The sequence below is a fragment of the Mesorhizobium sp. M0983 genome (genome assembly GCF_040318975.1).
GTDB lineage: Bacteria > Pseudomonadota > Alphaproteobacteria > Rhizobiales > Rhizobiaceae > Mesorhizobium.
This window is the reverse complement of sequence record NZ_JAMYNH010000002.1, coordinates 161,933-181,112: the sequence shown is the minus strand read 5'-3', so window position 1 is coordinate 181,112 and position 19,180 is coordinate 161,933. Positions and strand designations below refer to the sequence as shown.

The window sequence follows — 19,180 nt, the reverse complement described above, 5'->3', positions numbered from 1 at the left end:
GCGGGCCGGCGATCACAATCGGTAACCGCGCCGTCACGCGCCGATCGCTTCCAGGCCCTCCTCGAGCCAGTCCGCCAGCAGCGGCATGCCGAGCAGGTACTTTGCCGTGCGCTTGTTGGCGCGCTCGCGGGCGGCGGTCAGCGCGTCCGTCCATTCCGTCGCGTCATAGTCGCCGCGGCCGACCCAGGCCAACGCAATCAGTTCGGCCGCTTCGTCGACATTGAGGTCGTCGATCAGTTCGCGCAGTTCCTCCTCGGTGAGATTTTCGGAGCTTTCCTCGGCAAGGCCGTCGTGATGGTGGTTGTCGTGCGCGTTGCCGTCGAGCTCTACCTCGTGCTCGGCGCCGTCGGCATAGTCTTCGTTGACGGCGGCGCTGAGCGCCTTCGCCTTCAGGATGAACAGGCGCACGGTGTCGGGACCGATCGAAAGCTCCCAGTCTCGTTCAACGCGTTGCTGCACCGGCCGTCTCCCTGCTTCGTGCTCGGTCGGCCCGATGATAGCGGATTTGCAGCGCTCGTCACGTTCTCTTGCGCGTCGGCGTTGATCGTGAACCATGATTTCCGATGCCCTCTGTTCCAGGGATAAGATGGCCTTGCTGGGAGAGATCGCGGTTTTGAGATAGAATGGCATTTTCCGGGGACGAAACGGCTTCGGCCCGGCGTTAGTGTTGCATTGTCAGGTTCTAAGGAGAGTTCGATGCGCAGACGATTGCTGATTTGTGCCATGGCCATGGCCGCCCTGCCGCTGATTGCGGCTCCGGCGTTTTCGGCTGGTGAAGGCGGGGGAGGTGGTGGCGGCGGCGGCGGCAATGGCGGCGGCGGCCAGAGCCAGTGCAAGAAGGGGGAGGCCTGGGACAAGAAGCAGAAGAAATGTGTCTCGCCGAAGCAAGGTATGCTGGACGACGACAGCATCTATGATGCCGGTCGCGCGCTGGCGATGGATGGACGCTATGACGAGGCGATCGCCGTGCTCAGCCTCGCCGCCAACAAGCAGGACCCGCGCATCCTCAACTATCTCGGCTATTCGCACCGCCATTCCGGCCGCATCACCGTCGGCCTCGGCTATTACGAGGAAGCGCTGCGCATCGACCCCAATTACACGCTGGTGCGCGAATATCTCGGCGAGGCGCACCTGCAGATCGGCGATCTTGCCGGCGCCCAGGAACAGCTCCGCGAAATCGAGAAGCGCACGGGCAAGGGATCTCGCGAATACGGCATGCTGTCGGAGCAGATCGATCATTTCATGAGGAGCTGATCCTCCGGAACGCTCGTCATAACCGGCTGTGAGCGATCGCAGCCGGTTTTTTGCTGTGCTGCGCACGTTTGGCACAACCGGGATCTGGCATCACGGTACACGCGATACGATCTTGGAACCCCGCTTTACGTTGGGTCAGCCGCGCAATCGGTCGATGATTTTTCAAAAACCGACTTTTTGGACGTGAAAAACCCGCGAAGATTGCTATATCTTGCGAAATTGTGGTGAGACGGTTCCGTTAGCCCGAGGCTGCCGGACCGTTTTCTTTTTGTACCATCGACAAGGTCGCTCCCGATTGCGGGGGCGGCGGCAGGAAAGGTCAGGCATATGAACAAGGTCCCGATGACAGGCGAGGGGTTCGCGTCATTGAAGGAAGAACTGCGCTGGCGCCAGCAACAGGAGCGGCCGCGTATCATCGAGGCGATCTCCGAAGCGCGCTCGCATGGCGACCTCTCCGAAAATGCCGAATATCACGCGGCAAAAGAGGCGCAGAGCCTCAATGAGGGCCGGGTCAACGAACTCGAGGATCTGATCGCGCGGGCCGAGGTGATCGACGTCACCAAGCTCAGCGGCGACAAGGTCAAGTTCGGCGCCACCGTGGTGCTGGTCGACGAGGATACCGAGGAGAAAAAGACCTACCAGATCGTCGGCGACCAGGAGGCTGACGTGAAGTCCGGCCGCATCTCGATCTCCTCGCCGATCGCGCGTGCCCTGATCGGCAAGGAAGTCGGCGACGCCATCGAGGTCAACGCGCCCGGCGGCGCCAGGGGCTACGAGATCGTCCAGGTGCAATTTATCTGAGGGACAAAGCGGTAGGCGCCTTAATCCCGACGGGCAGCGCCGCCCCTCATCGCCCTGCCGGGCACTTCTGCCCGTATAGTGATGGGGAGAAGGGGCTGTCCGGAACCTCGACGCCGCTTCTGCAACGTCACCGATTGGCGAAATCCCCGGTGAAGGCGTCCTTCTCCCCGTCCCTATACTGGGAGAAGATGGCGGCAGCCTGATGAGGGCCAGCGCCGACTTTCCGGAATTGTTCGTCCCGAAGATCAGCCCCTGCCGACCTTGAGCTGACCAATCTCCCGAAGCGCCAGCAATCTCTCGGCTTCCGCCATCACCGCCGCCGGCGTGATGCCGCGGCCGAGTCTGGCAAGCAGCGTCGATGAGAACGGGCCGCGCGGGCCGGTCAGGCCGGGCTCGGTGGCGAGGAATACCGCCACCGTCGGCAGGCCGAAGGCGCTGGCGAGATGGGTCAGGCCGGTGTCGGCGCCGATCACCAGCGCTGAGCCGCCGATGACAGCGGCGATCTCGGCAAGCGGCGACCTGGGAACCACCACGGTTTGCGAAACGGCGCCGGCGATCGCCTCGGCAACTGCCTTTTCCCGGTCGTTCGACCAGGTGGTGACCGGCGTCATCCCCTTATCCACCAGCAGGCGGGCGGTTTCGATCCAGTCCGCGACCGGCCATTTCTTGTCCTCGCGGCTGGTGCCGTGCAGCAGGAAGGCGGTCTTTTCGCCGACAAAAGTCGATCTTCCGGCTGGCGGCACGATGCCGGAGTCAAGCCGGGAAAAATCCGGCTCGTAGCCGAGCGCCAGCCCGAACAGCCGTCTCGTGCGCTCGATGGCATGCAGGTCGCGCGGCACGGCGTAGCGATGGCCATAAAACAGGCTCGCCGAAGGCTCGCGGGCGCTCGAGCGGTCGAACCCGGCGATCGGTCCTGCCGCCAGCCGCGCCACCAGCGCCGATTTCAACAAGCCTTGCGCATCGAGAACGAGGTCGTAGCGGCAATCGCGCAAGGCGCGGCACAAGCCGACCACTTCCCGCCATGTGCCGGGCTCGAGCAGCTTCCTGCGCCAGCGCCGGATCGCCACGCTGTGGATGGTTTGGATGGCGGGATGCAGCGCCACGATGCCGGCAAAGGCCTCTTCCACGCACCAGTCGAACGACAGGCCGGGCCGGGCGCGGCGCGCATCCTCGATCGCGGGAAAGGTGTGGATGACGTCGCCCATCGACGACGTCTTGACGATCAGCACCTTCATGCGGCGGCCGGCATTTCCAGCAGCCGCTCCGCCGCCACCACGACGCGTTCGACGTCCAGCGTCTTCAGGCAGTTGAGATGACCGAGTGGGCAGGTCTTCCTGTGGCACGGCGAACAGGACAGGCCGAGCCAGACCAGTTCGCGACGCTCTGCGAGCGGCGGCGTGTTCTGCGGCGAGGTCGAGCCGTAGACGGCGACAACCGGCGTGCCGACCGCGGCGGCGACATGCATCAGCCCGCTGTCGTTGGAGACGGCGAGCCTCGCCGCGGCGATCAGGTCGATGGCATCCTCCAGCCGCGTCTGGCCGGCGAGATCGACGGCGCCCGGCGCAAGCGCGGCGATTTCAGCCGTCACCTCGGCGTCGTTCTTCGATCCGAACAGCGCCACGCCAAACCCCTTCGCCATCATCTCGCGGGCGAGGCCGGCATAGTGTTCGCTCGGCCAGCGCTTGGCCGGGCCGAATTCGGCGCCGGGCATAAGTGCCACGAATTTCCTCGCCGTCAGCCCGAAACGGCCGAGCAGTGCCGCCTGGTTATCCTGATCGACGGCAAGCTTGGGAGCCCGGAAGCCGCCGCCCTGGGCAAGGCCGAAATAGGCCTGCGCGGTGCGCCGTTTCAGGCGATCGGGCAAGGGCACGATGTCGGTCAGCAGCCCATAGCGCATTTCCTTGAGATGGCCGACGCGGCGCGGAATGCCGGCAAAGAACGGGATCAGCGCCGACTTCCAGCTGCCCGGCAGGATATAGGCCATGTCGTAGCGGCCGCGCAGCAGGCGGCCGAAGCGCCTGCGGACGCGGAATTCGAACGCGCCGGATTTCAGCGGCAGATCGATCTGCTGGCGTATTTCGGGCATGCGCTTGACCAGGGGGGCTGCCCAGGCCGGCGCCAGCACGTCGATGGCGGCGCTCGGATGAAGCTCCCTCAGCGCCTGGAACAGGCACTGCGCCATCACCATGTCGCCCACCCAGCGTGGGCCGATCACGAGGATCGTTGGGCTTTCAGCCATTCGACATAGTCTCTGACGCCGGTTTCCACTGTGCGGAACTGGCCATTGTAACCGGCTGCGCGCAAGCGGGACATATCAGCTTGCGTAAAGCTCTGGTAGCTGCCCTTGAGGTGGTCGGGAAATTCGATGAATTCGATCTGGCCTTGGCCGAGCGTATCGATCACCGTTTCGGCAATGGCGCGGAACGGCTGGGCCTTGCCGGTGCCGCAGTTGAAGATGCCGCTCGAGCCGCGTTTCCACAGCCACAGATTGACGTCGGCGACATCGCCGACATGGATGAAATCGCGGCTCTGCTCGCCGGGCCCGAAACCGTCATAGGCGCCGAACAGCTTGGGGTTTTCGCCGCGTTCGACCTGGTTGAACAAATGGAAGGCGACCGAGGCCATGGCGCCTTTATGCGCCTCGCGCGGTCCGTAGACGTTGAAATAACGCAGGCCCGCCACCGGCGAATGGTCGGTATCGAACACGGTGCGGCGGACATAGTCGTCGAACAGCTTTTTCGAATAGGCATAGACGTTGAGCGGCCGTTCGTATTGCGGATCCTCGCGGAACTCGGCGCCGCCGCCATAGACCGAAGCGGACGAGGCATAGAGGAAGGGTACGCGCAGGGCCAGGCAGGCGTGCAGCAAGTGCTTCGAATAGGTGTAGTTGACCTCCATCATGAACTTGCCGTTCCATTCGGTGGTGGTCGAGCAGGCACCCTGGTGGAAGACGGCCTCGATGCGGCCGAGGTCCCCGGCTTCCATCCGCGTCAGGAAATCGTCCTTGTCGAGATAATCGGCGATCTCGAGATCGGCGAGATTGGCGATCTTGTGGCCGTCGGTGAGGTCGTCGACGACGAGGATGTCGCTGAAACCGTCGGCGTTGAGCGCGGCGACGATGTTGGAACCGATCATGCCGGCGCCGCCCGTGACGATGATCATGAAAGCCTCTGGTACCTTGTGTCGGTTGTAGCCTTGTGGGATTCTGGCCTTATAGGGGAGCCGGGCCGGGCTGTCGACAAAGCAGGTGGCGGGCGGCAGGATGAGCGTCATAGTGGCGCCGCAAAGGTCTCGTTTCGGTGGGCCGGCCGGCCCCCCCGCGACAGGAGCAAGGTAATGCCGTCAACCGAACTGCTTGTCGCCTTTTTCGCCACCACGGCGATCTTCGCCTATATCCCCGGTCCGGCGATGCTCTATGCCGCCGCGCAAACCATGGCGCGCGGCCGCTGGTCCGGCCTGATGGCGGCGCTCGGCATCCATCTCGGCGGCTATGTCCATGTCTTCGCCGCCGCTGTCGGCCTGTCGGTGCTTTTCCATGCCGTGCCGGTGCTTTACATGGCGGTCAAGCTGGTCGGTGCACTGTATCTGATCTGGCTCGGTGTTTCGCTGTTTCGCGCCAAGGCCCAAGGCGATGCGGTTTTGCCGGGAATTCAGCCGAAATCCGCCCGCCGCGCCTTTTTCGAGAGCGTTGCCGTCGAGGTGCTCAATCCCAAGACGGCGATTTTCTTCATGGCGTTCCTGCCGCAATTCATCGATGCCTCGGCAGGGTTTCCGGTCTGGCTGCAGTTCGTCGTGCTTGGAACGATCGTCAATTTGATGTTCTCGTCGGCCGACATTGTTTGCGTGATGCTGGCCGGCGCGGTGACCGCCAGGCTGCGGCGCTCGAGCCGGGCGCAACGACTGATGCGGCGCGCCGGCGGTGCGGTGCTCGTCGGGCTGGGCGTGCATGTCGCCTTGCAGAAAAGCTGACGCACCGTCGCGCTGCCGCGATCGGTCGAAGGCCCGCCGTTGCGTTGGCTGGAATTGCGGTATATCGGCATCGCCATGAACGGCCGGCCCTGCCAATCGAATTTCCCTGTCACTGAAATCGGCTCTCCCGCGCGTTGACATGATCAAGCTGCCTTCACCCGAACCTCTTCACCGCGCCATCTCGCGCTTCGGCAGCGCCACCGTGCTGGTGGTCGGCGATTTCATCCTCGACCGTTTCGTCAATGGCGTAATCGAGCGCATTTCGCCGGAAGCGCCGATCCCCGTGCTGCACGGGCGCGGCGAAATGCTGGCAATGGGTGGCGCCGGCAATGTCGTCGCCAATATCGTTTCGCTCGGCGCTGCCGCGATACCGGTCTCGGTGATCGGTGCTGACGAGGCCGGCAAGAACCTCATGCGCATGCTCGGCGAGTTTGGCGTCGACACCGGCGGGCTGGCGCAGGATGCCGACCGCATGACGTCGTCGAAAAGCCGCTTCAGCGCGCTCAACCAGCAGGTGCTGCGTTTCGACGAAGAGGAAATCAAGCCGCTGGGCGATGCCGAGCGGGCGATGATGGTCGGGCATTTCCGCGACGCGCTGGTCGGCGCCGACATCGTCATCCTGTCCGACTATGGCAAGGGCGTGCTGCTCGACGGCGTCGCCGGCGAGCTGATCTCGATCTGCCGCGCGGCGGGTAAGCCGGTGCTGGTCGATCCGAAGGGCAGCGACTATGCGCGTTATGCCGGCGCGACGGCAATCACGCCCAACCGCAAGGAGCTCGGCGAGGCGGTCGGCCGCGCGGTGTTCGCCGACGACGAGATCGAGGCGGCGGCGCGCCAGCTGATTGCGGCGCACGGTTTCGATTTCGTCGTCGCGACGCGCAGTGAGAAGGGCATGAGCGTCGTCGGTGCGGACGACGCCCGCCATATCGCCACGCAGGCGCGCGAAGTGTTCGACGTTTCGGGCGCCGGCGACACGGTGATCGCGACGTTTGCACTGGCGCTTGCTGCAGGGGCGGATCGTGTCATGGCCGGATCGATCGCCAACGCGGCCGGCGGCGTTGTCGTCGGCAAGCGCGGCACGGCGCGGCTGACGATCGAGGAACTCACCGGCGCGCTGTTTCGCTCGCATGGTCCGGTTGCCCACAAGGATGCCATCCTCGATGCCGCCGCCGCAGCGCGGCTGGTGGCGGCCTGGAAGGACGAGGGCTTGAGCGTCGGCTTCACCAATGGCTGTTTCGATATCCTGCACGCCGGCCATGTCAGCCTGTTGCACGCGGCGCGCAGCCAGTGCGACCGGCTGGTGCTCGGCCTCAACAGCGATGCCTCGGTGCGCCGGCTGAAAGGGCCGGGGCGCCCGGTCAACGACCAGCATGACCGGGCCTGCGTGCTGGCAGCACTTGCCTCGGTCGACGCCGTCGTCATCTTCGAGGAGGATACGCCGCTTTCGCTGATCGAGGCGCTGAGCCCCGACATACTGGTCAAGGGCGCCGACTATACGGTCGATCAGGTGGTTGGCGCCGATGTCGTGCAGAAGGCCGGCGGGCGCGTCGTGCTGGTCGATCTCGTTGCCGGCAAGAGCACGACCGGCACCATCGGCAGATTGCGCGCCGGGAACTGAGGATTTCATGTCCGAACTGAACGATTACCTGGCCCGCTCGGCGGCCGCGATTTTGGCGATGGTCGAGCGCGACCTGACCAGCGAGATGGAGCGGGCGGTCAGCGCCGTCGTCGCCGCGCTTTCGCAGGGCAAGGCGTTGCTGATCGCCGGTAATGGCGGCTCGGCCAGCGATGCCATCCACATTGCCGGCGAGCTGGTCGGCCGCTTCCTCAGGGAGCGCAAGGCCTACAACGTCATCGCGCTGCCCGCCAATGCGGCGGTGCTGACAGCCTGGGGCAACGACTACGGCTTCGACACGGTGTTTGCGCGCCAGGTCGAGGCGCATGGCTCGGCGGGCGCCGTGCTGCTCGCCATCTCGACCAGCGGCAATTCGCCAAGCATTCTCGCCGCCGCCCAGCAGGCGCGCATGATGGGCATGACGGTCATCAGCCTGACCGGCGACACCGGCGGCAAGCTGAAGCCGCTATCCGACATCCTGCTCAACGTACCCTCGACCTCGACGCCGATCATCCAGCAGGGGCATTTGTGCCTCTACCACCATCTCTGCGAAATGGTCGAAACGCGCCTCTGCGACGCGGGGTGATTGGGTATTCGATTAGGCGCCAGCGCTGAAGCTGCCGATCTCCCCCCTTGTGGGGGAGATGCCCGGCAGGGCAGAGGGGGGGCGCTGTCCCGCCGACCTGTCGATGGATTTTCAATCATGCCCTCAGACATGTTATCGGCTGGTCGCAGGTGAACGAGGTTGGCGTTCCTTCACGCCCCCCTCTGTCCTGCCGGACATCTCCCCCACGAGGGGGGAGATTGGATGTCGCCTCGGTTTTCGCCAATCTTCAACGCTGAAGATAAATTTTGTTCTTGCTTTGTGCCATGCTACTAATTTGGGTATGGTGATGATTCCCACCGACGACCCGCCCGCCGAGGCGGGTTTTTTGTTTCCGGGTTTTTGTTTCACAGGCGCTTTGCCCGGTCTCTCAAGCTGAAAATGCCACCAGCCCTTCGTCCTTGACCCGGCGGATGGTCAGCGCGGTTCGCACCGTGTCGACATTTGGGGCCGGGGCCAATTCCTCGATGACGAAGGTCTGGAACGTGCCGAGATCGCTCGCCACGCAATGCAGCAGGAAATCGGATTCCCCCGACACCATCCAGGCATCGCGCACGATCGGCCAGCCAAGCCGGGTTCGAGGTCCTGCCGCTGCGCGACCGCGTGGATGCGAACCGGTTGGTGACGGCGGTCGAGGCGCTTGGGTCAGAGCACAATTAGTTGGCTTCTGCCAATGTCGCGAAGTTTAGGATTTTTGCGTCATCCAGCGGCGAAAAAGCCGGCCATCTATGATGAGCAGGCTTGCAATGATCGATGTCATCCCCGCGAACTCGAACGGCTCCAGCCTTTCCCCGAGAAACACTGTGCCAAGCAGGATCGCGCTGGCAGGCACCAGAAGCGTCACGAGGGAAGCGTTTGTCGCTCCGGCCGAGGCGATCAGGTTGAAATAGAGGATGAATGCCAGCGCCGTCGTGAAGACCGCAAGAACAGCCACTGCCGCCCATATGGGGACGCTTGACGTCACGATCGCCGCCGGACTGTAGAGAAGGAAAACGATCGGTAACATGACTATGGTGGAGGCAGTGAGTTGGCCGGTCGCCACCACCGATGGCTTCATGTTCTTGAACCGCTTGGCGTAGACGACGCCGAAGCCGTATGAGATGGCCGCCCCGATCACGGCGAGCTTCGCCCAGGCAGGGCCACCAAGATTGGACAGCAGCCCGGGGCCGATCATGATGGCGGCTCCGGCGATTCCGAGCCCCACTCCCGCAAGCTTGGTTGCCGACAATTTCTCATCCGCCGTCAGCAGGTTTGCAATGAGGATCGTCCACAGAGGTGTTGTTGCGTAGAAGATAGAGGCAAGACCCGCACCAATCTCGGTTTGTCCTGTGAAGATCAGAGAGAACGGAATCACGTTGTTGAGCAAAGCCAGGCACAGGAAGGAGCCGGACCTCGCCAGTGCGGGAGCGAACGAAATGCCACATGTCCTCAGCCATAAATGCAGAACCAAGGCGGCGATCGACACCCGATAAAGGACAAGGGCCAGTGGCGGAATCTCGGCTACCGCGATACGCGCGAAGAAGAAGGTGCCGCCCCACAGAAAACCCAGAAGCAGCAACTGCCCCCAGTCGCTTGCCGACATTGAGCGTGTCGGTGCTGTCGTGCTCAACGCTTCGCCTGTCTAATTTCGGAGTGTAAGTGCAGACGATAATACGAATTAAACTGGCGATCATATTGGAAGTTTTGCCTGAATCGACGAGATTTATTGGAATATTAATATTGGAATTAATATTCTAAAGTGTTTTAGAATTCCTATTGTCGAATATCAAAGCTTCCGTTGCTGCGGTCCCGATCAGGCGTGGAACGCCACTAGCCCTTCATCCTTGACCCGGCGGATGGTCAGCGCGGTTCGCACCGTATCGACATTGGCTGCCGAGGCCAGTTCCTCGATGACAAAGGTCTGGAAGGTGCCGAGGTCGCTCGCCACGCAATGCAGCAGGAAGTCGGACTCGCCCGACACCATCCAGGCATCGCGCACGATCGGCCAGCCGCGGGTGCGCTCGGCGAAGGTCTTGAGCTCGGCGTCGGCCTGGTGATGCAGGCCGATCAGGCAGAAGGCGACGACGTCAAGGCCGAGCGCCGGCGCGTTGAGCAAGGCGCGGTAGCCGCGGATGATGCCGGCTTCTTCCAGCCGCCTGACGCGGCGCAGGCATGGCGGCGCCGAAATGCCGACGCGGCTCGACAGTTCGACATTGGTCATGCGCCCGTCCTGCTGAAGCTCGCGCAGGATCTTCCAGTCGATGGCATCGAGATCGGCCTTGATCGGCATGGCGGCTTCCGTGGTGACGCGAAAGAATCTTTCGCGACTTTGTAGTTAAACGACTTTGCTGTCTATTCCATCCGGTGGATCGAGGATTTTCGCATCATCTTGCTACCGGTTGCTTGTCGCCGTCGCCGGTGCGGAAGCTTTCCGGGGACGAACGGCAACTTGCCTTGCTGGCGTCGCAGGCAACACTTACATTACGCGCAACAATCGACGAGAGTTCATGCCACAATCCATGGCTGCTCCCCCGCAGAGGCTTTTCATGATCACCAAGCACGCGCCTGTTCTCATCATCGGCTCCGGCCCTGCCGGCTATACGGCGGCGATCTATGCCGCCCGCGCCATGCTCAAGCCAATGCTGGTCGCCGGCCTGCAGCAGGGCGGGCAACTGATGATCACCACCGATGTCGAAAACTATCCGGGCTTCGCCGACCCGATCCAGGGCCCATGGCTGATGAGCGAAATGCTCAAGCAGGCCGAGCATGTCGGCACCGACATCGTCAACGACATCATCACCGAGGTCGACCTCAATGTGCGGCCGTTCCGCGCCAAGGGCGATTCCGGTACGACCTATACCGCCGACGCGCTGATCATCGCCACCGGCGCGCAGGCGAAGTGGCTGGGCATCCCGAGCGAACACACCTTCATGGGCTTTGGCGTCTCGGCCTGCGCCACCTGCGACGGCTTCTTCTATCGCGGCAAGGATGTCGCGGTGATCGGCGGCGGCAATTCGGCGGTGGAGGAAGCGCTCTATCTCTCCAACCTGGCCAAGAGCGTCACCGTCATCCACAGGCGCAGAGATTTCCGCGCCGAGCGCATCCTGCGCGAGCGGCTGCTGCAGAAGGACAATGTCCGCGTCATCTGGGATACGGTCGTCGACGAGATCACTGGCCGGCCCGGCAAGGCGCCGATGCCGCCTTCGGTCGAAGGGCTGAAGCTGCGCAATGTGGTGACCGGGCAGGAGATGCATCTCGTGGTCGACGGCGTGTTTGTGGCGATCGGCCACGCACCGGCGGTCGAGCTGTTTGCCGGCAAGCTGAAGCAGAAGCCGAACGGTTATCTGTGGACGGCACCGGATTCGACCCGCACCGACATGCCGGGCGTGTTCGCCGCCGGCGACGTGACCGACGATATCTACCGCCAGGCGGTGACGGCGGCCGGGCTTGGCTGCATGGCCGCGCTCGAGGCGGAAAAATATCTGGCGGGGATCGAGGTTCACCGCGAAGCGGCGGAGTGATTGTTGAATAAGCGGCTGAGAAAAGCCGCGCAAAAGCCTGATTTTTCATTCAGACGCCAAAACAGGCGGACGCCAGAAAACAGGACGAGGGGAAATCATGGCGTTGGATTGGGACAAGCTACGCGTGTTTCACGCCGCAGCAGAAGCGGGGTCGTTCACCCATGCCGCGGAAACACTGCATTTGTCGCAATCGGCGATCTCGCGGCAGGTCAGCGCGCTCGAGCATGACGTCGGCGTGCCGCTGTTCAATCGCCACGCCCGCGGCCTGGTGCTGACCGAACAGGGCGAGATGCTGTTCCGCACGGCGCACGACGTGCTGATGAAGCTCGAAACCATCAAGTCGCGGCTGACCGAGACCAAGGACCGGCCCTCCGGCGTGCTCAGGGTGACGACCACGGTCGGCCTCGGCGCCGGCTGGCTGACCGAGCGCGTGCAGGAATTCATCGAGCTCTATCCCGAGGTCAGCCTGCAGCTTATCCTCGCCAATGAGGAGCTCGACCTCACAATGCGCCAGGCCGATTGCGCCATCCGGCTGCGCCAGCCGCAGCAGCCCGACCTCATCCAGCGCCGCCTGTTCACCGTGCATTTCCATCTCTACGCGGCGCCCTCCTATGTGAACAAATACGGCAAGCCGAATTCGATCGCCGAACTGAAGGCCCATCGCATCGTCACCTTCGGCGTGCCGGTGCCGGCGCATCTGTCGGAACTGAACTGGCTGGAAACGGTCGGCGATTTCGAAGGCGGGCAAAGGGTGCCGACGCTGCAGATCAACGACATCCTGTCGATCAAGCGGGCGGTGCAAGGCGGCGCCGGCATCGCCATGCTGCCGGATTACGTGGTCAGCAAGGATTCGGGGCTGGTGCAGTTGCTGCCCGAGACCGAGGTGCCGTCTTTCGACACCTATTTCGCCTATCCCGACGCGATGAAGAACCAGGCGAAGCTGCATGTCTTCCGCGATTTCATCATCGCCAAGGCGCGCAGCTGGTCGTTTTAGAGTGCGTCGATAGTCAGCCTAGGTTGCGACGCCGATGGCGGGCTTTGGGCGACATGCACCCAGCAAGGTCTGGCTGCCGAAAAAACAAACGCGTGCTGCACGATTCCACGTCATCCTGCGTTTTTCGACTTTCCGAGCAAGAATCGCTGCCGATTCGCGGCTGCAGATCGATTTTTGCCTTGCCGCAGGCTGCATTTCAGCGATTCAACTGGTCCTATTGCGCTTCGGGCCGGATTGGACCACAGCCGGCGCCTTTTTGCATGTGTGTGTTGCAAAATAGATGCTTGTTTCTTGGGCATGAAGAGCACATATATAGATCATCTCCTGAGCGCGTTCTCCTCCCATTAGCGCTCTCGAGTGTTCCCCTCTGGAGGTTAGCCTTAACAGGCACTTCCAATCAAACTCAGCCGGGTCTTCATTGATCCGGCTTTTTTGTTGCCCGAAACCAACACATCGCCAGAAAATCGGCCGGAACTGGCGCGTAACAGTGACATGTAACCTCGGGTAACATGCCGCGGGCGCGCCAAATCGATTAAGCAGAGCATAGGACGCGGTGTGGCTCGTCCGGGGGATGGGGGCATCACTCGGACGACCCGGGCTCAGGCGGCTACCGCGTCCGAACCTTCCTCCGCCGCCAGGCACCGGCGGCAAGCATGCGGCGGACCTGCCGTTTCGCCTCCCACGAAGACGGTCCGCAACGAAACGGCGCCCGGATGATCCGGGCGCCGTTTCCTTGTGTTCTGGCCGCAAGCTGTTGTTTCAGGCGGCCTTGCCGTTGGCGTTCAGCGCTTCGTCGGCCAGCCGGCCAGTGAGTTCGGCCATGTGGTCGAAGACGGCCCGGTAGCTGGCGACACCCGCAGTGGCAGAGCGCAGCTCGATGATGAGGTCGCCGATCTCGGCCTGCGGCATGGTCGCCTCGACAACGTCCCATCCCGGCCAATCAGGCCGCGCGTCGTAGCCGAGGATCTGGCCGCGCCGCTGCGGGATCAGCGCGATGATCTTCGACGTCGCATCCGACGGCGTGACGATCTCGACCTTCATCACCGGTTCGAGCAGCACCGGCGAGCACGCGGCCATACCTTCCTTCATCGCCAGCTTCGCCGCCATCTGGAAGGCCATATCGGAGGAATCGACGGCATGGTAGGAGCCGTCGGAAAGGTTGACGGCAACATCGACGACCGGGAAGCCGAGCGGCCCGGATTTCAGGTAATCGCGCACGCCGGTCTCGACCGACTGGATGTAGGTCTTCGGCACGACGCCGCCGGTGATCGTATCGGTGAACTGGAAGCCTGACCCGCGCGGCAGCGGTTTGATCTCGATCACCACGTCACCGAACTGGCCGTGGCCACCCGATTGCTTCTTGTGGCGGCCGCGCTGCTGCGTCGCTTTGCGGATCGTCTCGCGGTAGGGCACGGCCGGCACATGGCCTTCGACCGGGATCTGGTTCTTGCCTTCCAGCCGCTCGCGCACGACGCGCAGATGCATCTCGCCATGGCCAGACAGCACGGTTTCGGCCGAATCCTGGTTGTGATGCAGGTTGAGCGAGGGATCTTCCTCGGCCAGGCGCTGGATGGCCGCCGACATCTTGACCTCGTCCTTGCGCTCTTTCGGCCGCAGAGCGAAGGCGAAGACCGGTTGGGGCGGCGCCAGCGTGACCAGCGGCTTGATGCCGCCCTTGGTCGAGCTCAGCGTCTGGCCCGTCCTGACGGCGTCGAGCTTGCCGAGCGCGACCGTGTCGCCGGCCTTGGCCGAAGTCAGCTTGAACTGGTCCTTGCCGAGCATCTTGTAGATGCCGGAGACCTTTGCCGTTTCGCCATTGGAAAGGAACAGCTCGGCGGCGTCGGCGACCTGGCCGGACAGGATGCGCGACACCGACAGCTTGCCGCCATGCGGGGTGTGGACGGTCTTCATCACCTGGACCACGGTGGCATTGCCATCGGGCGCGCCGAGACGCCGGCGCGTCGCCTCGATGTCGGGTGCGTCGTGACGGATTGTCTTCAACAGGCGCAGCACGCCATTGCCCTTCTCGGCGGTGCCGATCAGCACCGGCGTCACTATGCCGTCGCGCAGGTCGGCGGCAAGATCGTCGAAGATGGCATCCTTTGGCGGTTCGATCTCGTCCAGCAATTGCTCCATCAGCCGGTCGTCATGGTCGGCGAGCGTCTCCAGCATGGAAAAGCGCGCCTCGAGCTCGCGCGCCTTGTCGTCGCTCGGGATCTGCGCGACCTCGCTCTCGGCATATTCGCGGTAGATGTAGGCTCGCTCCAGAGCAAGATCGATCGAGCCGATGACGACGCCGTCCTTGCGCAGCGGGATCTGGCGCAGCAGCAGAGGCACCGAGCTTGCAGGCTGGAGCATCTTCAGCGTGTCGCGCACGCCTGCTATCGCCTTGTCGACCTTGTTCAGGAACAGGATGCGCGGCACGCCGAGATCATCGAGCTTGCGCATGATCAGCTGCAGGGCAGGAATCTTCTTCTCGTCGGCTTCGGCGACGACCACGGCGACGTCGCAGGCGGCCAGCACCGGCTCGGCTTCGAAGGAGAATTCGATGGAACCGGGACAATCGACGAAGGTGAACGGCTCGCCCATGAATTCGGTGGTAGCGAAGGTCGCCTCGACGCTCATCGCATGGGCACGCGCCTCGGGCGAATGATCGGAAACGGTATTTCCCGACGAAGCGGGATTCTGGCGGGGAATGGCGCCTGTACGGGCGAGTATGGCTTCGAGAAGTGTCGTCTTACCGCTTGCGAAGGGACCGACTATGGCAATGCATTTCGGTCCCGTGCGTCGTCCTCCGGCGCGAGTACCCATGGCTGACCTCCACTCAGGCGTTTCCCTGTGAGCGGCGGCCGGCCTGTCGGCCGTCGCGGGCGAGGCTTTTTTCAATTTGCCACCTACCCAAAGGGCATCGTCCCACGGGCAGGCCGGGAGGGCAAGGGATTTGAAGTTGAAGGGATTTGAAGTTGACGTTCGGGTTCAGCCGGTGCCGGCTAGGCGCGACGCCAGCGGGGTTGCGTCCACGCGCTGCACTGCCACCGTCTCGGCAAAGCGCGCGAGCAGCGGATTGAACAGGTCCGCACGTTCCCAGAAAGGCGCATGCCCGGCGCCGGGGACGATTTGGCAATGCTCCCACAGCGAGCCGTAGGCGAGCGTCTCAAAATAGCCGAGCCGGACGAACGGATCGTTCTCGCCATTGACGATGGCGACCGGAAATGCGGCTTGCTCGACCACCTGTCGCTGGTCGGCGCCCTTGCCGGTGAGCATGCCGCGCGTCACCGCGGCGCGCAGCCGGCCGTCGGTGCGCAGGATGGTTTTGCGGAAGGACGGGTCGGCGGTGTCGCCGAAGCAGAGCGTTTCGAAGCGCTCGGCATCGCGTTCGGAATACGTCTTTTTGGACGCCAGCAGCATGTCCCAATGCGCATGGAAGCCGCGCAGCATGCCGAAAGGGCCCTTGGATACCGGCGGCGCGCCGGCTAGCATCAGCCCGCCGACGGCGCGGTGGAAACTCGCGAGCTCGATTGCCACGTGCCCGCCAAGCGACCAGCCGAAGACGACGGCGCGGCCGATCCCCAAGGCATCGAGGAGCTGAGCCGCCGACTGGGCAAGGCCGGCGATGGTGTAGTCCGTCGCCGGATCGCGGGCGTCAGACGATTCGCCATGGCCGGGCAGGTCGAAAGCAATCAATCGATGGGCAGCGGCCAACGGGCTGTCGAACTGGCGGGCGAATACGGCGCGCGAACTGCCCGAGCCGTGGATCAGGACAAGCGGGATGCCTGGTCCCGACGACTGGCTGAGGCGCAAATCCGCTTGCGGCGTGCGGATCGTGCGGTGGGAAACGGCCATAGCTGGTTGGACCTTCGGATTGTCTCGAGGTCAACATCGCATGCCGAGGTCACCATGTTGTTTAGAACGGTGGTTAAGAAATGATTTCTCGGTTTCTACCGAGTATGATGCAGCGAATCCACCACAGCTAACCCCGGGACCCTGATGATGGAATCCACACTCGACCTTCTCCTCTCGATCAGCAGCATCGCCACGCTCGGCCAATATGCCTGGTCGATGCGCGCGCATTTCCAGTCATCGAGCATGTCTCAAGGCGCCATGATCATTTCGGCCGTCGTGGTCGGCACGGCGCTGTTCTTTCTTGCACTGCTGTGGATCGAGCGGCAGCCGGTTGCAGCGAAGATCGTCGGGCTCGCCATCGAACTGGCAAGCTCGGCGCTTTTCTGGTGGGCGATCTCGGTCTCACGCAAGGCGCGGCTGCGTTTCGCGTTCGATCCGGACAATCCCGACAGCCTGGTGACCGAAGGCCCTTATCTCCATGTCCGCCATCCGTTCTACACGTCCTACATCATCTTCTGGATCGGATGGGGCATCGCGACCTGGTCGGTGTGGGCGGTGGTGCCGGTCGCCGGCATCGTTACGATCTATGTGATCGCGGCCTTGGACGAAGAGCGAAAATTTTCGCGGACAAGGCTGGCCGATGCCTACAACGCCTACCGCACGCGCACCGGCCTGTTCTGGCCTCGCCTTGCCCGTAGCCGGGCAGGACATGCAGCCGGCATCGGACGAAAGTGGTAGGGTCTAAGTCCGCACACCGAGGAATCAAATCGAGGATTGCGACGATGAAGATCATTGCCTGCGGCAGCGTGCCGACGATCGTTGCGCCGGAGACATATTTCACCGGCCGGGTTTTGCAGACGCCGATCATCGAGAAAGAGGCGCCGGCGCGGCTCAGGGCCACGCTGGTCAGCTTCGAGCCCGGCGCCCGCACCCACTGGCACACGCATCCGCTCGGCCAGACGCTCTATGTCACGTCCGGTGCCGGCCTCGCGCAAAGCTGGGGCGGGCCGATCCAGGAGATCAGGGCCGGCGACGTCGTCTCCTTTGCGGCCGGCGAAAAGCACTGGCACGGCGCCGCGGCCAAATCGGCGATGACCCACATCGCCATGCAGGAGGCGCTCGACGGCTTGCATGTCGACTGGCTGGAGAAGGTCAGCGACGAGCAGTATGGCGGCTGAAACGTCTCAGGCCAGCGAGGCAGTAAAGCGCTGGATGCGCGTGCAGGCCTCTTCGAGCAGTGTCTCCGATGTGGCGTAGGAGATGCGGAAGTTCGGGCCGAGGCCAAAGGCCGAGCCGAAAACAACCGCCACGCCCTCGGCCTCGAGCAGTTCCGAGCAGAAGGTTTCGTCGCTGTCGATCACCTTGCCGCTCTTGGTCTTCTTGCCGATCAGCTGGGCACAGGAGGGATAGACGTAGAAAGCACCCTCCGGCGACGGGCAGGTGATGCCGCGCGCCTGGTTGAGCATCGAGACGACGAGATCGCGCCGGCCCTGGAAGATCGCCTTGTTCTTCGGGATGAAATCCTGCGGGCCGTTCAGCGCTTCGACCGCCGCCCATTGGGCGATGGTGCAGGCGCCGGAGGTCTGCTGGCCCTGGATCATGTCCATCGCCTTGATCAGCGGCACCGGGCCTGCCGCATAGCCGATGCGCCAGCCGGTCATGGCATAGGCCTTCGACACGCCGTTCATGGTCAGCGTGCGCTCATAAAGCTTAGGCTCGACCTCGGCGATCGTCTTGAAGACGAAGTCGCCATAGGTCAGATGCTCGTACATGTCGTCGGTCAGCACCCAGACATGCGGGTGCTTCAACAGCACGTCGGCCAGGCTCTTGAGCTCCGCTTCGGTATAGGCGGCGCCCGAGGGGTTGGACGGCGAGTTCATCAACAGCCATTTGGTGCGCGGCGTGATCGCCTTCTCCAGCACGGCCGCCGTCAGCTTGAAGCCGTTGTCGATCGAGGTCTCGACAAAGGCCGAGGTGCCGCCGCAGATCGCTACCATTTCGGGATAGCTCACCCAATAGGGCCGCGGGATGATCACCTCGTCGCCGGGGTTCAGTGTCGCCATGAAGGCGTTGAACAGGATCTGCTTGCCGCCGGTGCCGACGATGGTCTGCTCCGTCCGGTAGTCGAGATTGTTCTCACGCTTGAATTTTTTCGCGATCGCCTCGCGCAGCGGCACGATGCCGGAGACCGGCGGGTACTTCGTCTCGCCGCGGCGGATGGCCTCGATTGCGGCGTTCTTGATGTTGTCGGGGGTGTCGAAGTCCGGTTCGCCGGCGCCCAGCCCGATCACGTCGCGGCCGGCGTTTTTCAGCTCGCGCGCTTTCTGCGTCACCGCGATGGTCGCGGAAGGCTTTACGCGGGAAAGGGCGTCGGCAAGAAAGGCCATGAGAGATATCTCCAGGAAGCACCGGCGCGGCGAAGGCGCCGCGGCGCCTCTCATGTCGCATCATCTGGTCAAGCGCAAGCCCCGGCGCAAGCCCAGCGCAGGCATTGTCGAATGAGCCAGAGCGCAATGCTGGCAACAATAAATTCATCAACGATCGGTAAAAGCTTGAACGGCAGGACCGTGGCCGGTCGGCCAGTCTCGCACAGCGAGGAA

The 19,180-nt window shown here is 63.3% G+C and carries 18 protein-coding genes and 1 pseudogene; 9 read left to right on the top strand and 10 right to left on the bottom strand.

All coding sequences use genetic code 11. The features are described from left to right. Positions 1–33: 33 nt before the first annotated feature. Complete coding sequence (locus NKH71_RS04400; protein WP_023719115.1) at positions 34–459, bottom strand: DUF3775 domain-containing protein; 426 nt, start codon at positions 457–459, stop codon at positions 34–36. 237 nt (positions 460–696) lie between these two features. Here NKH71_RS04400 and NKH71_RS04395 point away from each other — a divergent pair, with 237 nt between their 5' ends. Together NKH71_RS04395 and greA are read left to right on the top strand one after the other, a co-directional pair. Beyond that, positions 697–1,254, top strand: a complete 558-nt coding sequence (locus NKH71_RS04395; protein ID WP_023719114.1) for a tetratricopeptide repeat protein — start codon at positions 697–699, stop codon at positions 1,252–1,254. A 327-nt stretch (positions 1,255–1,581) separates the two neighbouring features. After that, on the top strand, positions 1,582–2,055 hold the full coding sequence (gene greA / locus NKH71_RS04390; protein WP_023719113.1) for a transcription elongation factor GreA: 474 nt from the start codon (positions 1,582–1,584) through the stop codon (positions 2,053–2,055). A gap of 245 nt (positions 2,056–2,300) precedes the next feature. Here the strand turns inward: greA and waaC are convergent, their stop codons facing one another. Genes waaC through rfaD form a run of 3 tightly spaced genes read right to left on the bottom strand, consistent with a single transcriptional unit; the run spans position 2,301 to position 5,217 of the window. After that, on the bottom strand, positions 2,301–3,290 hold the full coding sequence (gene waaC, locus NKH71_RS04385) for a lipopolysaccharide heptosyltransferase I (RefSeq protein ID WP_352787697.1): 990 nt from the start codon (positions 3,288–3,290) through the stop codon (positions 2,301–2,303). Further along, positions 3,287–4,294 carry a lipopolysaccharide heptosyltransferase II gene (gene waaF / locus NKH71_RS04380; RefSeq protein WP_023719111.1) on the bottom strand — a complete coding sequence of 336 codons (1,008 nt, stop codon included), beginning with the start codon at positions 4,292–4,294 and terminating at the stop codon, positions 3,287–3,289. The genes waaC and waaF overlap by 4 nt, the downstream gene beginning before the upstream one ends. Next, positions 4,267–5,217, bottom strand: a complete 951-nt coding sequence (rfaD, locus tag NKH71_RS04375; RefSeq protein WP_352787694.1) for an ADP-glyceromanno-heptose 6-epimerase — start codon at positions 5,215–5,217, stop codon at positions 4,267–4,269. Before rfaD ends, waaF begins: the two co-directional genes overlap by 28 nt. 174 nt (positions 5,218–5,391) lie before the next feature. On the opposite strand from rfaD, the gene NKH71_RS04370 reads away from it, so the two are divergent. From NKH71_RS04370 to NKH71_RS04360, 3 genes are all read left to right on the top strand, one after another. Beyond that, positions 5,392–6,024, top strand: coding sequence for a LysE family translocator (locus NKH71_RS04370; RefSeq protein WP_023719109.1), 633 nt, complete (start codon positions 5,392–5,394; stop codon positions 6,022–6,024). A gap of 139 nt (positions 6,025–6,163) precedes the next feature. Next, entirely contained in the window at positions 6,164–7,642 is a 1,479-nt protein-coding gene (gene rfaE1 / locus NKH71_RS04365) for a D-glycero-beta-D-manno-heptose-7-phosphate kinase (RefSeq protein WP_352791418.1), read from the top strand. 7 nt (positions 7,643–7,649) lie between these two features. Further along, complete coding sequence (locus tag NKH71_RS04360; protein WP_352791417.1) at positions 7,650–8,225, top strand: D-sedoheptulose-7-phosphate isomerase; 576 nt, start codon at positions 7,650–7,652, stop codon at positions 8,223–8,225. A 388-nt stretch (positions 8,226–8,613) separates the two neighbouring features. Here NKH71_RS04360 and NKH71_RS04355 read toward each other — a convergent pair. The 3 genes and pseudogenes from NKH71_RS04355 to NKH71_RS04345 all read right to left on the bottom strand — a co-directional run. Beyond that, a pseudogene (locus tag NKH71_RS04355) lies at positions 8,614–8,823 on the bottom strand (Lrp/AsnC ligand binding domain-containing protein); the annotation flags it as partial. A 105-nt stretch (positions 8,824–8,928) separates the two neighbouring features. Beyond that, positions 8,929–9,825: a DMT family transporter gene (locus NKH71_RS04350; protein WP_352494919.1), complete on the bottom strand. Its 897-nt coding sequence runs from the start codon at positions 9,823–9,825 to the stop codon at positions 8,929–8,931. A gap of 210 nt (positions 9,826–10,035) precedes the next feature. Further along, positions 10,036–10,512, bottom strand: a complete 477-nt coding sequence (locus tag NKH71_RS04345) for an Lrp/AsnC family transcriptional regulator (RefSeq protein WP_352494920.1) — start codon at positions 10,510–10,512, stop codon at positions 10,036–10,038. Between the two features lie 256 nt (positions 10,513–10,768). Between NKH71_RS04345 and trxB the strand changes: the two genes are divergently transcribed. Further along, positions 10,769–11,743, top strand: a complete 975-nt coding sequence (trxB, locus tag NKH71_RS04340; protein ID WP_352894539.1) for a thioredoxin-disulfide reductase — start codon at positions 10,769–10,771, stop codon at positions 11,741–11,743. Between the two features lie 97 nt (positions 11,744–11,840). After that, complete coding sequence (locus tag NKH71_RS04335; protein WP_023719100.1) at positions 11,841–12,737, top strand: LysR family transcriptional regulator; 897 nt, start codon at positions 11,841–11,843, stop codon at positions 12,735–12,737. 759 nt (positions 12,738–13,496) lie between these two features. Here NKH71_RS04335 and NKH71_RS04330 read toward each other — a convergent pair. Both NKH71_RS04330 and NKH71_RS04325 read right to left on the bottom strand, forming a co-directional pair. After that, on the bottom strand, positions 13,497–15,548 hold the full coding sequence (locus NKH71_RS04330; RefSeq protein ID WP_352791414.1) for an elongation factor G: 2,052 nt from the start codon (positions 15,546–15,548) through the stop codon (positions 13,497–13,499). Between the two features lie 165 nt (positions 15,549–15,713). After that, positions 15,714–16,580 (bottom strand): alpha/beta fold hydrolase, encoded by an 867-nt coding sequence (locus NKH71_RS04325; protein WP_352791412.1) that lies wholly within the window; start codon positions 16,578–16,580, stop codon positions 15,714–15,716. A gap of 144 nt (positions 16,581–16,724) precedes the next feature. On the opposite strand from NKH71_RS04325, the gene NKH71_RS04320 reads away from it, so the two are divergent. After that, positions 16,725–17,318, top strand: coding sequence for a methyltransferase family protein (locus NKH71_RS04320; protein WP_245278596.1), 594 nt, complete (start codon positions 16,725–16,727; stop codon positions 17,316–17,318). Positions 17,319–17,362: 44 nt separating this feature from the next. Then, complete coding sequence (locus tag NKH71_RS04315) at positions 17,363–17,758, top strand: (R)-mandelonitrile lyase (protein ID WP_023719378.1); 396 nt, start codon at positions 17,363–17,365, stop codon at positions 17,756–17,758. Positions 17,759–17,764: 6 nt separating this feature from the next. On the opposite strand, the gene NKH71_RS04310 is transcribed toward NKH71_RS04315, so the two are convergent. Then, positions 17,765–18,967 (bottom strand): pyridoxal phosphate-dependent aminotransferase, encoded by a 1,203-nt coding sequence (locus NKH71_RS04310; protein ID WP_023719377.1) that lies wholly within the window; start codon positions 18,965–18,967, stop codon positions 17,765–17,767. Positions 18,968–19,180 lie beyond the last annotated feature (213 nt).